This is a genomic window from Streptomyces sp. NRRL F-525, assembly GCF_000716605.1.
GTDB lineage: Bacteria > Actinomycetota > Actinomycetes > Streptomycetales > Streptomycetaceae > Streptomyces.
The window spans coordinates 24570-38879 of sequence record NZ_JNXE01000016.1; the positions used below are offsets into that span (position 1 = coordinate 24570).

The following is a 14310-nucleotide window of genomic DNA, read 5'->3' on the forward strand; positions in this document are numbered from 1 at the left end:
GAACCAGGAGATTCACGTGCTCTTGCCCCCTACGACCGACCGACGGGTGAAGGCTGCCGACGTCGTGTGCGTCGGCGAGACGATGGCCGTCCTCAGTCCGCCGGACAGCCGCCCGTTCGACGAGCAGCCGACGCTCGCGATGGCCATCGGCGGTGCCGAGTCCAATGTCGCCTGCGGGCTCGCCGGTCTCGGTCACCGTGTCGCGTGGCTGAGCCGCCTGGGCGACGACCCGTTCGCGCGCCGCATCCTGGCCGAACTCACCGCGCGGGGCGTGGACGTGACGGGAGTGGAGACCGACCCGGCCCGCCCGACCGGCGTCTACTTCAAGGACCCGGCACCGGAGGGCACCCGTACCCACTACTACCGGAGCGGATCGGCCGCGACCCTGATGGGCCCGGAACTGACCCGGCTGCCGGTGCTGCGCCGGGCCCGGATCGTGCACCTGTCGGGCGTCGCGGCGGCGCTCTCCGAGAGCTGTGCCGGGCTGTTGGAGGCGATCCTGGTCGACCGCGCGCTCAGCAGGGAGGCAGACAAGGCTGGAGGCCCGATCGTCTCCTTCGACGTCAACCACCGCCCCGTGCTGTGGCGTTCGGGCACGGCGGACGCCGCGAAGAACCTGCTCACCCTCGCCCGCGCCGCCGACATCGTGTTCGTCGGCCGGGACGAGGCCGAGGCGCTGTGGGGCACGGCCCGCCCGGACGACGTGGCCGAACTCCTCGGCCCCGCACCGCTGATCGTCGTCAAGGACGCCGAACACGGAGCGACCTCGTACGCCGACGGCACCCGGACGTTCGTCCCCGCGCTGCCCACCCAGGTGGTCGAACCGGTGGGCGCGGGCGACGCGTTCGCCGCCGGTTACCTCTCGGCGGTACTGGAGAACCGGGACGAACGGTCCCGCCTGCGCCTCGGCCACATCGCAGCGTCCGCTGCGTTGCGGACACGGGACGACGTGCCCGAGATGCCACCGCGCACGGAGACCAATCACCGGCTCGCGCTGGACGACGCGGGGTGGTCCATGCCGGCGACGGCATGAATCGGCGGACGCGAGCACACCCACCACAGACCCCTCCCCACCACCGAAGGAGCCCCCGCCCATGACCCCCGACTTCCTCCCCCAGCTGACCAAGGACCGTGTGATCGCCGTCGTCCGGGCGCCGGAGATACCCGACGCCGCGGCGCTGTGCGAGGCGTTGCGGGCGGGTGGCATCCGGTGGATCGAGTTCACCCGGACCACCCCCGGACTCGTCGGGCATCTGCGGCGCGCGGTGGCCGACGGGCAGGACGGTGTCGGTGCGGGGACGGTGATGACCGGCGCGCAGGCCGAGGAGTTGATCGAGGCGGGGGCTCAGTACCTCGTCACCCCGGGCTGCCGACCCGGTGTCGCGGAGGCGGCAGCGGCGGCCGGGGTGCCGGTCGTCATGGGTGCCCTGACGCCGACGGAGGTCGGGATGGCCCTCGACCTGGGCGTGGACGCGGTGAAGATCTTCCCGGCGCGCGCCTTCGGCCCCCGGCACTTCCGTGACCTGGCCGGTCCCTTTCCTGACGTACCGCTGGTGGCGTCCGGCGGGGTCAACGCGGAGAACGCGGCCGGGTTCCTCGCGGCCGGGGCGCGTGCGGTGTGCGCCGGTTCGGAGGTCGTACCGCCCGCTGTCGTGGCCGCGGGCGACTGGGCCGAGATCACGCGCCGGGCCCGCGCCTTCACCGACGCGCTGTCCGCCGTACCGTCACCGGTGTAGTCGTTACGACCGGCGTCGAACCGCTCACCCCACCGGCCGCCACATACCGTCGACCGGAATCCCCGCAGCCGCCGCGATCCGGTCGCGGGACGCGAGCAGCCGGGCCCTGAGCGTCGGCAGGTCAACGCCCACCAACTCCCCGTCCCGCTTGACCACTTGACCGGCGACGAGGACGGTGTCGACCAGGCCGGGGTGGCCCGCGCTGACGATGCTGCCGGCCGGGTCGGTGACCGGGAACACCGTCAGGTCGTCGGTGCGCAGGAGGATCAGGTCGGCGTCCTTGCCGGGGGTGACGCTGCCGGTGCGGGCGTCGAGTCCGCAGGAGCGGGCGGCGTCGATCGTGGTGAACTCCAGCAGGTCGCGGGAGCGCAGGCCGCCGTCCAGACCGCGCTGCACGGCGAAGGCCGTACGCATCGTGGAGAACATGTCACCGCCGACCGAGGGGACGTCGTCGACGGACAGGGTCGGGCGCACGCCGGCCGCCGACGCCCGCCCGGTGACCGGCGATCCGAAGCCCATCTTCAGCTCGACGTCCGGGCTGACGGACAGGGAGGCGCCCGCGTCCGCGAGCATCCGCAGCTCTTCGTCGCTGATCCCGTTGGCGTGCACGAACGTGGTGGTCCCCCGCAGCAGACCGTGCGCGTGGAGGTCGGTGACCGTCCCGGCGGCTTCGATGTGCAGGCTGGTGCGCAGGCCGAGTTCGTCCGCCAGCTTCAGTTCGCGGGCGACGGTGTCCATGCCGGTGTCGTCGGGTCCGCGCAGGCCGAACGCCATCGTGACGAGGCCGTCCCCTGTCAGGTCGGCGCGGACGCGGCGGATGTCGGCGTCCACGGAGTCGGCGGTGCCCCAACCGGCACCGAGGCAGAAGATCGACCGTCCCGGCGCGTCCCGCAGCGCGGTGACGGCGGCGTCCTCGTGGTCGTGGGTCTGGGCGACGTGGTACCAGTCCAGCATCGTGGTCACGCCGGAGTGCAGCGCCTCCAGTCGGCCGAGCAGGGTGCCGACGTAGACGTCCTCGGGCCGGTAGTGGGGCTTGACCGTGCGGTGCATGGCCAGCGCCCACTCGGGGAAGGTCCAGTCCGCGCCGGCGCCCCGGAACGCGGTCTGCCAGCTGTGCCGGTGGTTGTCGACGAAACCGGGCATCACGATCCGGTCGGTCGCGTCGATCACCTCGGCGTCCGGAGCGTCGACGCGCTCCGCCACCTCGACGATCACACCGTCCTCGATCAGCACGTCACCGCGTCCGAGATCGCCGACCGCCGGGTCCATGCTGACCACGGTGCCGCCGGTGAGCAGGATTTTCTTCGTCATCGGAGGAACTCCTCAGTAGTGGGGGGGTGGTGGGGGTGTCGTCACCCGCTCAGGTGGTCGCCGCTTCGGCCAGCACGGCGTCGGCCGCTTCCAGCGCATCCGCAACGAGGTCCGCCGTGTCCTCGGTCCCCGCCGCCAGCCGGACCAGCCCCAACGGCACGGAGTCCGCGAGCTGTTGCTCGCTGAGCATCCCGCGCCACATCGACGCCGGATGCACGGCCAGCGACTCCACACCACCGAGGCTGGCCGACCGACGCGGGTAACGCAGCCGCCCGAGAAACGAGTCGGCCATCTCGAACCCACCGGCGAACTCGATGCCGAGCACCCCGCCGAAGCCGCTCAACTGGTCGACGGCCAGCTTGTGTTGAGGGTGGCTCGCCAGCCCGGGATAGTGCACCTTCGTCACCGCCGGATGCGAGCTCAACGCCTCGGCGAGAGCAAGGCCGTTGGCGTTGTGCCGCGGCACCCGCAAGGGCAGGGTGCGCATCCCGCGCAGCAGCAGCCACGCGTCGATCGGCCCGAGCGTGGCACCGGTGAGGAGCCCGACGTCCCATATCCGGTCGAGGAGTTCGGCGGGCCCGGCGAGCACTCCGGCGGACACATCGGAATGGCCGTTCAGATACTTGGTCGCGCTGTGCCACACCAGGTCGATGCCGAAGTCCACCGGTCGCTGGTTGAGCGGGGTGGCGAAGGTGTTGTCCGCCATGGTCAACACGTCGTGCGCGCGGGCCAGTTCGGCTACGGCGCGCAGGTCGGTGATCCGCAGCAACGGGTTGCTCGGGGTCTCCACCAGGATCAGCCGGGTCCGCGGGGTCAGCACCCTCGCGAACGCCTCCGGGTCGGTCTGGTCGACCAGCGTGGTCGTCACCCCGAGCCGCGGCAGCAGGTTCAGCAGCACCGATGCCGTACCCCCGTAGGTGGACCGCTGCCCGATGACATGGTCCCCGGCGGACACCAGCGCCAGCACGGCCGTGGTGAGCGCGGCCATCCCGGACGCGGTGACCATGGCCGCCTCGGTGTTCTCCAACTCCGCTACGACGGCGGCGACTTGGGCGTGGTTCGGGTTGCCGAACCGGGTGTAGAAGTCCTTGCCGCGTGCTTCTACGGCCCCTCGCGCGAAGGTCTCCCCGTCCTCGGCCGAGAACGCCGCCGTCTGGTAGATGGGCGGGGCCACGGCACGGCTCGGATGGACCTCGCGGTCGGCGTGAACGGTGATGGTGCTCTTGCCCGGCATGGCTGCCCTTCCGTGGACCTGGACCGTCGGTGCGACTCCATGAAGCGTGACCGACCGGCAGTCCAAGATGCCCGGATCTCGGCAATTTTGGCAGCAAATTGCGTGACAGGCGGGTGCAGGATTGTGGTAGCCGAGCCTTCGGCGCAATAATCTGCCGCCATGGACGAGGTGGACCGATCGATTCTGGCCGTACTGGAGCAGCACGGCCGCATCAGCAACAACGAGCTGGCCGCCCGGGTGGGCCTGTCGCCCTCCCCCTGTCTGCGCCGCGTGCGCCAGCTGGAGGAGTCCGGGGTCATCCGCGGCTATCGCGCGCTGATCGATCCCGCCGCGATCGGCCGCAGTCTGCGGGTCTTCGCGGGCGTACGGCTGATGCGGCACACCCGCGCGGACGTGGTCGCCTTCGAACACGGGGTCACCCGGCTGCCCGAGGTGGTCGCCTGCCACCACATCACCGGCAATTTCGACTACCTCCTCCAGGTGGAGGTGGCCGACCTCCCGGCCTACGAGGACTTCCACGCCAACCAGCTGGCGACCCTGCCCGGCGTCGCCACGGTGACCAGCTACGTCACGATGAAGACGCTCACGGCGGACACCGACACGGGCACCGCATGACGGTCGAGAAGTGACGGTCAGAGGGTGATGGTGCCGCGAATGCAGACGTCGGCGGCGCCGCTGACCCAGACCGTGCCGTCCGCATCGGCGCTGATCCCGATACTCGCGGCCCGCCCCAGCCGTGTGCCCTGCGCGACCCGGTAGGAGGAGGGCGCGCCGCCGGTCGAGGTGAGCCACTGCCCCACACCGGCGTTCATGCTCCCGCACGCGGGGTCCTCGGGCACACCGGCGGCGGGGGCGAAGGTACGCATCTCGAACGCGTGCCGGGACCCGTCGGGGTGGGCCCCGATCGCCCCGACCATCGCGTCGGGGAAGCCGGAGAAGTCAGGTTCGAGGGCGAGCACCTCCTCGGCCGTGGCCAGCCGCACCACGGCCCAGCCGGGCCCGTTGTCGACCCACTGATGGGCCACGACCCGGTCCCGTGAGATCCCGAACGCGCCTACGATCCGCAGCAGTTGATCCTCGTCGAGGTCCCCCTCCCGCACCCGGGGCGGAGCGGCGAAGGCCAGCGTCCCCTCACCCCGCCGCACGGCGACCAGTCCCGCGCCGCACTCCTGCACGACGCGTTCGTCGTCCCGCGGTGTGCCGCCGCCGTCCAGCCAGGCGCGCGCGGACCCGAGGGTCGGGTGCCCGGCGAACGGCAACTCGCCCCCGGGGGTGAAGATCCGCAGCCGGTAGTCCGCCTCGGGGAGGGTGGGCGGCAGCACGAACGTGGTCTCGGACAGGTTCGTCCAGCGCGCCAGCCCCTGCATCTCCTCGTCGCTCAGGTCGGTCCCGTCGAGCACGACGGCAACCGGGTTGCCGGAATAGGGGCTGGTGGAAAACACGTCGACCTGCACGAACGAACGGGTACGCGGCATGCTCATCAAGCCCTCCGAACGACTACAGCTTCAAGCAACGAAGTGGACTGCCCCAAGGCCCAAGGCCCAAGGCCCAAGGTCCGATGCCCCAGGCTCCCACCTCAGCCGAAGTGCCGAATGCGAGCCTCCGTCCCAGGCATGTACGGCAACCAGTCGTGCACCGACCCACTCGCGACGAACTCGGCGACCGCGGTGGCGAAGGTGCGGCCCAGCTCCCGTACGGCATCGGTGACCCGGCCCAGCATCGGAGTGTCCGGGTAGGCATCGAACGTGCCGAAGAGAAAGGGCAGTTCACCGCAATGGGTGGCGCCCAGTCCGTACGGGTCCTCAGCCGGCCGGTAGTCGAACTCGTAGACGTAGGTCGCGTTGCCGCCGGCCGCGTGGTGGTCGGCGATCCGCAGCGAGTCGGCGCGGAACAGCTCGTCGGTCACCATCGCGGTGAACACCCGCGCGGGGGTGGGCTCTTCGAGCAGGGCGGCGTACCGCTCGTAGAACTCGGGGGCGCGAGGGCCGAGTTGGCCGGTGAGAAGTTCCAACGCACCGTCGACGCCGAGGTTCTGGACGTGCGGGTCGAAGGCGGTGAACGCGCTCGCCTCGTCCCGGGTGGTGCCGATGAGCAGCGCCTTGCCCTCCAGCCCGCCCTCCACGAGCCCCCGATACAGATCGCGGGGAAGGCCGGGGCCGCCGAGCACCGGATGCATGGGCGGGGCGGCGTTGCCCGGACGCGCGAGCTGCCCCGCGAGCCGGCCGTAGGCGGACAGCAGCCGCTCAACGGGCAGCGCGCGCAAGGCGGTTGCCGTATCCGCTCCGTCCGGCACGCCGAGCAGCCGTAGATACGCTTCGGCGTTCTCGGCCGCGTGGTGCGGGTCCTGCGGCACCAGGCCGAACGGGCCGCTCTGCAGCAGCACCCGGTTCACGAGTCCCGAGGTCCGGGGATCGAGGGCCAGCGCGAGCGAGGCATACGCTCCGGCCGACTGTCCGCCGACCGTCACCTCGCGCGGATCGCCGCCGAAGGAGGCGATGTTGTCCCGCACCCAGGCCAGCAGGGCGGCCTGGTCCTGGGCGCCGAGGTTGGCGGCGCCGATCTCCGGCAGATAGAGGTAACCCAGTGGCCCCACACGGTAGTTGGCGGTGACCACCACGATGTCGCCGAGCGCGGCCAGCCGCCCGCCGTCGTACCAGTCCCAGCCGCCGGAGCCGCTGGTGAAGCCGCCCCCGTGCCACCACACGAGGACCGGCCGGGCCGTGTTGTCCTCCAACGCCCCCGCCGGAACATGGACGTTGACGGTCAGGCTCCCGTCCTCGTCCCAGTCCGGCACACGGTGGCCCATCACCCGTACCAGCCGGGAGGCCCCCTGCGGGACGGCGGGCCCGGCCTGCGCCGCCTCCCGCACGCCGGTCCACCCCGGGTGCGGCCGAGGCGGCGCGAACCGCAGCTCACCGACAGGCGACGCGGCATACGGAATCCCCCGGAAGGAGATCACCTCGCCCCGCGCGACGCCCCGGACCCGACCCCGATCCGTCTCCACGACACCCACCGCCATCGGGCTCACCCTCTCTCCGTCGTCCGCTCTGAACCGTTTCTAGCGCCGAGCGCCGATCCGAGCCAGAATGAGAAGAGAGAAGCGCGAAAGCAGGACAGAGGACCGGGCATACATGGCGAAAGCAAGCCACTCCTTGAGCGAGACGGACCGCCGGATCGCCGCCGCGATGCTGGCCTCCCCGCGGGCCTCGTGGCGCACGGTCGGCCGCGTCCTGGACATCTCGGAGCGCACGGTGGTGCGGCGCGCGGCCCCGCTGTTCCACGACAAGACCCTGCGCGCCACCGCCGTACGCAACCCGGTGTGGTTCCCCGACCTGATCCCGCTCGCCCTGCGCATCCGCTGCCGCCCCAACCAGATCAGCGCCATCGCCGCGACCCTGGCCCGCCGCCCCGACACGATCTGGGTGGACATCCTCGGCGGCGGCGACGAGATCTGCACGATCCTGTTCCTGGACGGCCCGGACGCCCGCAACTCCCTTCTCCTGCGCGACCTTCCGGCCACCCCGGCGGTCCAGTCGTGGACCTCGCACATCCTCCTACGGGTCTTCCCGGCGGCCTTCGACTGGAGCGGCGGCCTGCTCACGGAGGCCGAACTGGCCGGCCTCAGGCCGGAGTTGCCCACTCCCCGATCGACCCTCCAGCACATCGACCAGGCCCTGATCGCCACCCTGGTCGAGGACGGCCGGGCCTCCTACACCGACCTGGCCCGCCGCGCCGACACCACCGCCCTCACCGCCCGCCGCCGTCTGGAGGCGCTGGTCGGCGACCAGGTGATCAGACTCGCGACCGAGGTCGACCTGGCCCGCCTGGGCATCCGTACCGAAGCGCTGCTGTGGATCACCGTCGCCCCGGGCGGCCTGGAGGAGACGGGCCGCCAGCTGAGCCGCCACCCCCAGGTCCGCTTCGCCTCAGCCACCACCGGCTCGGCCAACCTCCTGGTGGCCGTCGCCGCCGCCGACCTCAACGCCCTCTACCACTTCCTGAACGACACGATCGGCGCCCTCCCCCACGTCACCACGCTGGAGGTCACCCCCATCCTGAGCGGCGTGAAGCGAACGGGCCTGGTCCGCCCGGGCAGCCTCTGACACAGCTCTTTCAGGGCCGGTCGTCAGAACCAGGAGGGCCCGGCGTTGACATACGGGGCTTCCAGGGCTGCCGCTTCCTCGTCGGAGAGCCTCAACGCCAGGGCGTCCACGGCCTGTTGGAGGTGGTGGGGCTGGGTGGCCCCGACGATCGGCGCTGACACCAGCGGGTTGCGCAGCACCCAGGCGAGGGCGATCTGGGCCATGGGGACGCCACGGGCTTCCGCCAGTTCCTGCACGGCGTGGATAACCGGCACGTCGTACTCGCTGTCGAAGGCCCGCACGACATGATCCGTGGCCGAGCGGGTGCTCTGCTCGCCGACGGGGCGGGCGAGGCGGCCCTTGCCGTTCGGGGAGTACGGGACCAGGCCCACGCCCAAGTCGCCGCACAGGGCCATGAGTTCGGGCTCGTCCTGGCGGCGCAGGAGGTTGTACTGGTTCTGCATGGACACGAAGCGGGTCCAGCCGCCGAGGTCGGCCGCGTGCTGGAGCTTGGCGAACTGCCAGCCGTACATGGACGAGGCGCCGAGGTAGCGGACCTTGCCCACCCTGACGATGTCGTGCAGGGCCTCCATCGTCTCCTCGACCGGGACCTCGTCGTCGAAGCGGTGGATCTGGTAGAGGTCGATGTAGTCCGTGCCCAGGCGGGTCAGCGAGGCGTCGACCTGTTCGAGGATCGCCTTGCGGGACAGGCCCTCACCGCCCGGACCGTCGTGCATCTTCCCACGCACCTTGGTGGCCAGCACGATGTCCTCGCGCCGGGAGTACTCGCGGATCGCGCGGCCGGTGAACTCCTCGGACGTGCCCGCCTGGTAGACGTTGGCGGTGTCCCAGAAGGTGATGCCCAGCTCGACGGCCTGCCGGAAGAACGGCGCGGCCCTGTCCTCGGTCAGCGCCCACGGGTGGGCACGCGGGACGGTCGGATCGCCGTAGCTCATGCAGCCGAGGGCGAGGCGGCTCACCTTCAGGCCGGTGGTGCCGAGACGGGTGTACTCCATGGTGAGGCTCCTTCGCAGTCAAGTACGGCTGGGTGCTGGGGAGTTGGCGGACGCGCGGGTTCCTCAGTGGGTGGTGTATCCGCCGTCGACGGGGAGCGCGACCCCGACCACGAAGCTCGCGGCGGGGCTGCACAGCCACAGGACGGCCGCCGCGATCTCGTCGGCCCGGCCCAGCCGTCCGATCGGCTGCTGCTTCATGATCTCGGCCATGGCCTCGGCCTGCCCTTCGAGCATGTCGGCGACCATCGGGGTGTCGATCACCCCGGGGCAAACGGCGTTGATCCGGACGCCCTTGGGCGCGTACTCGACCGCCGCGCTCTTGGTCAGGCCGATCACCCCGTGCTTGGACGCGTGGTACGCGGCCCGTTCCGGAAGCCCCACCAACCCGCCCAGGGAAGAGCAATTGACGATGGCGCCGCCGCTGCCCTGCTCCCGCATCCGGCGCAGTTCGTGCTTCTGGGCGGCCCAAATGCCGCGCAGGTTAACGGCGTTGACGTGGTCGAAGTTCGCGGCCGTCTCGTCGGCCGCGTCACTGGGCGGGACCTGCACACCGGCGTTGTTGAACGCCATGTCCAGGCGGCCGTACTCCGCGACCGCCCGGTCGACCGTCGCGGCGGCCTGCGCCTCGTCCGTCACGTCGCAGGCGACGCCGATCGCCCGGTGACCGGCCGCCGCGAGCTCCTCGGCCGCGTGCAGTACGGCCTTCTCGTCGAGGTCGGCCAGGACGACCGCGGCACCGGCCTCGGCGAAGGCCCGGGCGGTGGCGAGGCCCATGCCGGAGGCGGCGCCGGTGACGAGGGCGACCTGGTCATGGAAGTCGTAGGTCGGGGTCATGGGAGGGGGTTCCAATCATGGGTCAGCAGGTCAGGGGCGCAGCAGTGCCTTGACGGCGCGGCGCTCGTCCATGGCGCGGTAGCCCTCGGCGGCCTGGTCCAGCGGCAGGGTCAGGTCGAAGACCTTGCCGGGTTCGATACGGCCGTTCAGGACGCGGTCGATCAGGTCGGGGAGGAAGCGGCGCACCGGGGCGGGGCCGCCGCGCAGGGCGACGTGGGAGAAGAACAACTCCGCGCCGTCGATGGCCACTTGGTGCGGGACGCCGACGAAGCCGACGTTGCCGCCGGGGCGGGTGGAACGGACGGCCTGGGTCATCGACTCCTGCGTGCCGACGCACTCCAGGACGGAGTCGGCGCCGAGGCCGCCGGTGAGTTCCTTGATGCGGGCGACGCCGTCCTCGCCGCGTTCGGCGACGATGTCGGTGGCGCCGAAGTCGGTCGCCAGCCGCTGCCGGGAGGCGTGGCGGCTCATGGCGATGATCCGTTCGGCGCCGAGTTCGCGGGCGGCGATGACTCCGGAGAGGCCGACCGCGCCGTCGCCGACCACGACCACCGTGGAGCCGGGCTTCACCTCGGCGGCGACGGCCGCGTACCAGCCGGTGCCCATGACGTCGGAGAGGGTGAGCAGGCTCGGCACGAACGTGTCGTCGGGCTGCCCGTCGAGGGCGACGAGCGTGCCGTCGGCGAGCGGGACACGGATGCACTCGGCCTGGCAGCCGCCGACGAACTCCCGGTGCGGACACGAGGTTTGATACCCGGCGCGGCAGATCGCGCAGGTGTTGTCGGAGGCGAAGAAGGAGCCGATGACGAACTGCCCCGGCTTGATGTCCCGCACCTCGGCGCCGGTCTCCTCGACCACGCCGACGTACTCGTGGCCGATCGGTGTGGGTTGGGTGACGGGGTTGATACCCCGGTAGTCCCACAGGTCGGAGCCGCAGACGCAGGCGGCGACGGTGCGGATGACCGCGTCGGTGGGGGCGAGGATCTTCGGTTCGGGGAGGTTCTCCACCCGGATGTCACCGGGGGCGTGGATCACGGTTGCGCGCATGGGGGTTCCTGTATCCGTGGGGGGGAGGGTCAGTTCGAAGCGCGGGTGCTGGTGCGCGGGCCGTCGTACTCGGCGTCGGTGACGTGCTCCAGCCACTCGACCTCGTCGCCCTCCCACAGGGCGAGGTGCTCCATGAACTGGTCCGGGGTCGCCCCGTGCCAGTGCTCCTCGCCGGGCGGGCAGCCGATGGTGTCGCCCGGGTGGGCCTCGATGATCACGCCGTCGCGGGTGCCGACGAGGGCGACTCCGGACACGACGTGCAGGGTCTGCCCCATGCCGTGGCTGTGCCAGGCGGTACGGGCGCCGGGCGCGAAGCGGACCAGGTTGGCCCGTGCCCGGGAAGGCTCCTCGCCCCGGAGGATCACATCCGCCCAGACGTCACCGGCGAACATGTGCGGGGGCAGCTTCATGGTCGCGGGCTGCTTGAGGATCTCCATGGTGGTACGTGCTCCTTGCGTCGGCGTGACGGGTGGACGTGTGGATGGGAGGGGGGTCAGGGCCTGCGGAACAGTTCCCGGGCCACGGTCAGCGCGGACATCGCCCGGGGCCAGCCGGCGTAGAACGCCATGTGCGTGATCGTCCCGACGATTTCCGCTTCGGTGACGCCGTTCTGCCTGGCCAGCGGGATGTGGAAGGTGAGCTGCTCGCTGCTGCCGCTGGTGATCAGGCTCGCCACGGTCACCAGGCTGCGGTCCCTCGGGGACAGCTCCGGGCTCTTCCACTCCTGCCCGAACAGCACGTCCTCGCTGTAACCGGCCAGCGCGGGGGCGATGTCCCCGAACAACTCGCGCGGCCCCGGGGCCTGGGTCTTCTCCGTCATCGTCCGTGTCCTCTCCATCGCGGCGCGGCCTGCGCCACCACCGATGGAACTGCAGGTCACACGCACGGGGAAGGACTCGTCGATACGTGTACTGCCAGTACACCCTTCGCCCGGAGACACCACGGGACCGACCGACGTAGCCTCGAATCCATGGACAACCGGAGCGAGGTACGCGAGTTCCTGACCAGCCGCCGCGCCAAGATCACGCCCCAGCAGGCGGGCCTGCCCGTCCACACCGGCAACCGGCGCGTGAAGGGGCTGCGCAGGGAAGAAGTCGCGCTGCTCGCCGGTGTCAGCGCCGAGTACTACGCCCGCCTGGAGCGCGGCAACCTCTCCGGTGTCTCCGAGCCCGTCATCGACTCCCTCGCCCGCGCCCTCCAGCTCGACGACGCCGAGCGCGCCCACCTCGACGACCTCGCGCGTACGGCGAACACCAGCCGCCGACCGGCCCGCCGACGGGCCCCGCAGCCGATCCGCGCGAGCCTCCAGCACCTGCTCGACGCGATGACCGAGGCCCCGGCCTTCATCCGCAACGGCCGCCTCGACATCGTCGCCACCAACCGGCTCGGCCGCGCCCTCTACGCCCCGGTGTTCGCGGACCCGGCGCGGCCCGTCAACCTCGCCCGGTACGAGTTCCTCAACCCCGGCGCCGCCGACTTCCTGCCCGAGCTCGAACGCCAGGCCGCCGGAGCGGTCGCGTTGCTGCGCACCGAGGCCGGACGCGACCCGTACAACCGGGACTTGACCGACCTGGTCGGTGAACTGTCCACCCGCAGCGAGAAGTTCCGCACCCTGTGGGCCGCCCACGACGTACGGCTGCACCAGACCGGCGTCAAGCACTTCCACCACCCCGCGGTCGGCGAACTCGCCCTCCCCTTCGAGGCGATGCCCATCCCGACCGAGCCCGGCCTCACCCTCACCGCCCTCAGCGCGGAACCGGGCACCCCGGCCCACGACAGCCTTCAGCTGCTGGCCAGTTGGGCCGCGACCCTCGACCAGGACACCACCGCGGAGCTGTGACGAGGAGTGCCGTTCGGCACCGGGTCACGGCACGTGCGACGGGCCGGGCCTCCGACATCGTTGTCGAAGACCCGGCCCGCGCGATGCGCTGATCTACGGGACGCGGCCGGACCCGAGCGGGCACCGGACGCCGGGGAGTGCCGTCGGCCTACGGCGTGTAGACGGCGGCACTGCCGTACAGCTGCTTGGTGAACGCGGAGACGTCGGCGGTGCGGTCGGTGCCGTCGAGGTTGTACGTCAGGAAGACGCCGTACCCCTCACTGACCGTGCGGGCGGCGAGGGAGGCGGCCGTGCTCTGCGAGGTGCCGCCGATCTGGACGGCCGCCGGTGACAGCTTCGACTTGGGCAGGGCGATGCCGGGGACCTGCCAGCTGCCGTAGTACGGGTTCCAGGCGTAGTCGAACTTGGAGGTGACGTCGACGCCGCCGTAGGACAGGCGCGACGCGGCCGGGCCGATGTTGTAAAGGCTGATGATCTTGCCGGGCATGTTGGCGCGCAGTGCCGACACCAGGTACACGAACGAGCTGGCGTTGGGCTGGGTGGTGCCGTTGTTGCCGTAGTCGGCGTACTCGTCGTCGAAGTCGATGCCGTCGAGGCCGTACTTGGTCACGGTGTCCGACAGTTGCTTCGCGAACGTCGAAGCCGTCTGCTGGGACGGGAAGTTGGCGAAGCCCGAGCCCTGGTGGTTGCCGAGCACCGAGAGGACGACCTTGATGCCCTTCTGCTGCAACGGCCGTATCTGCGTGGCGGCGTTGTCGAGGACGCTCTGCACGTTCGGGTTGAAGTACAGGGTCCCCGCCTTCGTGCCCGCGTCGTAGTTGATGTTCGCCGCGAAGATCACGGCGATGTCGAAGACGTTGGCGCCGCCGTTGGAGAGGGTGTATTTGCCGACGTTCAGCATGCTGTTGTTGTTCACCTCGACGTACGCCACCGAGGTCGGTCCCTGCTTCGCGGCGGCGGGCGCCGCCGCCGCGCCGCTCGTGGCGGTCGCGCCCAGGGCGAGGGCCGCGATCGCCGAGAGGGCGAGCGCGGCCGTCCTTACTCTTCTCCGCACCGGAGTGAACATCGTTGATCGGTCTCCCATCGCATGGAGCGGCGCCCGCCCTGCCGACGAGCGCCGAGGGGTCCCCCGCCCCTTCCGTTCCCGGGACCGAATCCCCGGAACCATGCGGGAACCCTTCCCGACTCCACGCACATCCCGCCACAACTC

The 14310-nt window shown here is 71.2% G+C and carries 15 protein-coding genes; 5 read left to right on the top strand and 10 right to left on the bottom strand.

The window, feature by feature from the left end; all coding sequences use genetic code 11:
- Window positions 1–16: 16 nt before the first annotated feature.
- Window positions 17–1033, top strand: coding sequence for a sugar kinase (locus tag OO69_RS22885; protein ID WP_234444508.1), 1017 nt, complete (start codon window positions 17–19; stop codon window positions 1031–1033).
- 61 nt (window positions 1034–1094) lie between these two features.
- Window positions 1095–1736 carry a bifunctional 4-hydroxy-2-oxoglutarate aldolase/2-dehydro-3-deoxy-phosphogluconate aldolase gene (locus OO69_RS22890; protein WP_033282615.1) on the top strand — a complete coding sequence of 214 codons (642 nt, stop codon included), beginning with the start codon at window positions 1095–1097 and terminating at the stop codon, window positions 1734–1736.
- A gap of 24 nt (window positions 1737–1760) precedes the next feature.
- Here the strand turns inward: OO69_RS22890 and OO69_RS22895 are convergent, their stop codons facing one another.
- Window positions 1761–3047 (bottom strand): amidohydrolase family protein, encoded by a 1287-nt coding sequence (locus OO69_RS22895; RefSeq protein ID WP_033282616.1) that lies wholly within the window; start codon window positions 3045–3047, stop codon window positions 1761–1763.
- A gap of 49 nt (window positions 3048–3096) precedes the next feature.
- Window positions 3097–4281, bottom strand: a complete 1185-nt coding sequence (locus tag OO69_RS22900) for a trans-sulfuration enzyme family protein (protein WP_033282617.1) — start codon at window positions 4279–4281, stop codon at window positions 3097–3099.
- Window positions 4282–4440: 159 nt separating this feature from the next.
- Between OO69_RS22900 and OO69_RS22905 the strand changes: the two genes are divergently transcribed.
- On the top strand, window positions 4441–4896 hold the full coding sequence (locus OO69_RS22905) for an Lrp/AsnC family transcriptional regulator (protein ID WP_033282618.1): 456 nt from the start codon (window positions 4441–4443) through the stop codon (window positions 4894–4896).
- Window positions 4897–4913: 17 nt separating this feature from the next.
- On the opposite strand, the gene OO69_RS22910 is transcribed toward OO69_RS22905, so the two are convergent.
- Both OO69_RS22910 and OO69_RS22915 read right to left on the bottom strand, forming a co-directional pair.
- Window positions 4914–5762 (bottom strand): PhzF family phenazine biosynthesis protein, encoded by an 849-nt coding sequence (locus tag OO69_RS22910; RefSeq protein ID WP_199811002.1) that lies wholly within the window; start codon window positions 5760–5762, stop codon window positions 4914–4916.
- 95 nt (window positions 5763–5857) lie between these two features.
- Window positions 5858–7300, bottom strand: a complete 1443-nt coding sequence (locus OO69_RS22915) for a carboxylesterase/lipase family protein (RefSeq protein WP_033282619.1) — start codon at window positions 7298–7300, stop codon at window positions 5858–5860.
- Between the two features lie 112 nt (window positions 7301–7412).
- Here OO69_RS22915 and OO69_RS22920 point away from each other — a divergent pair, with 112 nt between their 5' ends.
- Window positions 7413–8384, top strand: coding sequence for an Lrp/AsnC ligand binding domain-containing protein (locus OO69_RS22920; protein WP_033282620.1), 972 nt, complete (start codon window positions 7413–7415; stop codon window positions 8382–8384).
- A gap of 23 nt (window positions 8385–8407) precedes the next feature.
- Here the strand turns inward: OO69_RS22920 and OO69_RS22925 are convergent, their stop codons facing one another.
- From OO69_RS22925 to OO69_RS22945, 5 genes are all read right to left on the bottom strand, one after another.
- On the bottom strand, window positions 8408–9379 hold the full coding sequence (locus OO69_RS22925) for an aldo/keto reductase (RefSeq protein WP_033282621.1): 972 nt from the start codon (window positions 9377–9379) through the stop codon (window positions 8408–8410).
- A gap of 63 nt (window positions 9380–9442) precedes the next feature.
- Window positions 9443–10213 carry a glucose 1-dehydrogenase gene (locus OO69_RS22930; protein ID WP_033282622.1) on the bottom strand — a complete coding sequence of 257 codons (771 nt, stop codon included), beginning with the start codon at window positions 10211–10213 and terminating at the stop codon, window positions 9443–9445.
- A 30-nt stretch (window positions 10214–10243) separates the two neighbouring features.
- Window positions 10244–11260 (bottom strand): zinc-dependent alcohol dehydrogenase family protein, encoded by a 1017-nt coding sequence (locus OO69_RS22935; RefSeq protein WP_033282623.1) that lies wholly within the window; start codon window positions 11258–11260, stop codon window positions 10244–10246.
- Between the two features lie 29 nt (window positions 11261–11289).
- Entirely contained in the window at window positions 11290–11697 is a 408-nt protein-coding gene (locus OO69_RS22940) for a cupin domain-containing protein (protein WP_033282624.1), read from the bottom strand.
- A 56-nt stretch (window positions 11698–11753) separates the two neighbouring features.
- Window positions 11754–12080, bottom strand: coding sequence for a carboxymuconolactone decarboxylase family protein (locus tag OO69_RS22945; RefSeq protein WP_033282625.1), 327 nt, complete (start codon window positions 12078–12080; stop codon window positions 11754–11756).
- Between the two features lie 150 nt (window positions 12081–12230).
- On the opposite strand from OO69_RS22945, the gene OO69_RS22950 reads away from it, so the two are divergent.
- Window positions 12231–13100, top strand: coding sequence for a helix-turn-helix transcriptional regulator (locus tag OO69_RS22950; RefSeq protein ID WP_033282626.1), 870 nt, complete (start codon window positions 12231–12233; stop codon window positions 13098–13100).
- A 148-nt stretch (window positions 13101–13248) separates the two neighbouring features.
- On the opposite strand, the gene OO69_RS22955 is transcribed toward OO69_RS22950, so the two are convergent.
- Entirely contained in the window at window positions 13249–14166 is a 918-nt protein-coding gene (locus OO69_RS22955) for an endo-beta-N-acetylglucosaminidase H (protein WP_033282627.1), read from the bottom strand.
- Window positions 14167–14310: the final 144 nt, after the last annotated feature.

Coding starts and splice junctions, on each gene's coding strand:
- OO69_RS22890 (WP_033282615.1), top strand. CDS start 1,095: ATGACCCCCGACTTCCTCCCCCAGCTGACCAAGGACCGTGTGATCGCC.
- OO69_RS22895 (WP_033282616.1), bottom strand. CDS start 3,047: ATGACGAAGAAAATCCTGCTCACCGGCGGCACCGTGGTCAGCATGGAC.
- OO69_RS22900 (WP_033282617.1), bottom strand. CDS start 4,281: ATGCCGGGCAAGAGCACCATCACCGTTCACGCCGACCGCGAGGTCCAT.
- OO69_RS22905 (WP_033282618.1), top strand. CDS start 4,441: ATGGACGAGGTGGACCGATCGATTCTGGCCGTACTGGAGCAGCACGGC.
- OO69_RS22910 (WP_199811002.1), bottom strand. CDS start 5,762: ATGAGCATGCCGCGTACCCGTTCGTTCGTGCAGGTCGACGTGTTTTCC.
- OO69_RS22915 (WP_033282619.1), bottom strand. CDS start 7,300: ATGGCGGTGGGTGTCGTGGAGACGGATCGGGGTCGGGTCCGGGGCGTC.
- OO69_RS22920 (WP_033282620.1), top strand. CDS start 7,413: ATGGCGAAAGCAAGCCACTCCTTGAGCGAGACGGACCGCCGGATCGCC.
- OO69_RS22925 (WP_033282621.1), bottom strand. CDS start 9,379: ATGGAGTACACCCGTCTCGGCACCACCGGCCTGAAGGTGAGCCGCCTC.
- OO69_RS22930 (WP_033282622.1), bottom strand. CDS start 10,213: ATGACCCCGACCTACGACTTCCATGACCAGGTCGCCCTCGTCACCGGC.
- OO69_RS22935 (WP_033282623.1), bottom strand. CDS start 11,260: ATGCGCGCAACCGTGATCCACGCCCCCGGTGACATCCGGGTGGAGAAC.
- OO69_RS22940 (WP_033282624.1), bottom strand. CDS start 11,697: ATGGAGATCCTCAAGCAGCCCGCGACCATGAAGCTGCCCCCGCACATG.
- OO69_RS22945 (WP_033282625.1), bottom strand. CDS start 12,080: ATGACGGAGAAGACCCAGGCCCCGGGGCCGCGCGAGTTGTTCGGGGAC.
- OO69_RS22950 (WP_033282626.1), top strand. CDS start 12,231: ATGGACAACCGGAGCGAGGTACGCGAGTTCCTGACCAGCCGCCGCGCC.
- OO69_RS22955 (WP_033282627.1), bottom strand. CDS start 14,166: ATGTTCACTCCGGTGCGGAGAAGAGTAAGGACGGCCGCGCTCGCCCTC.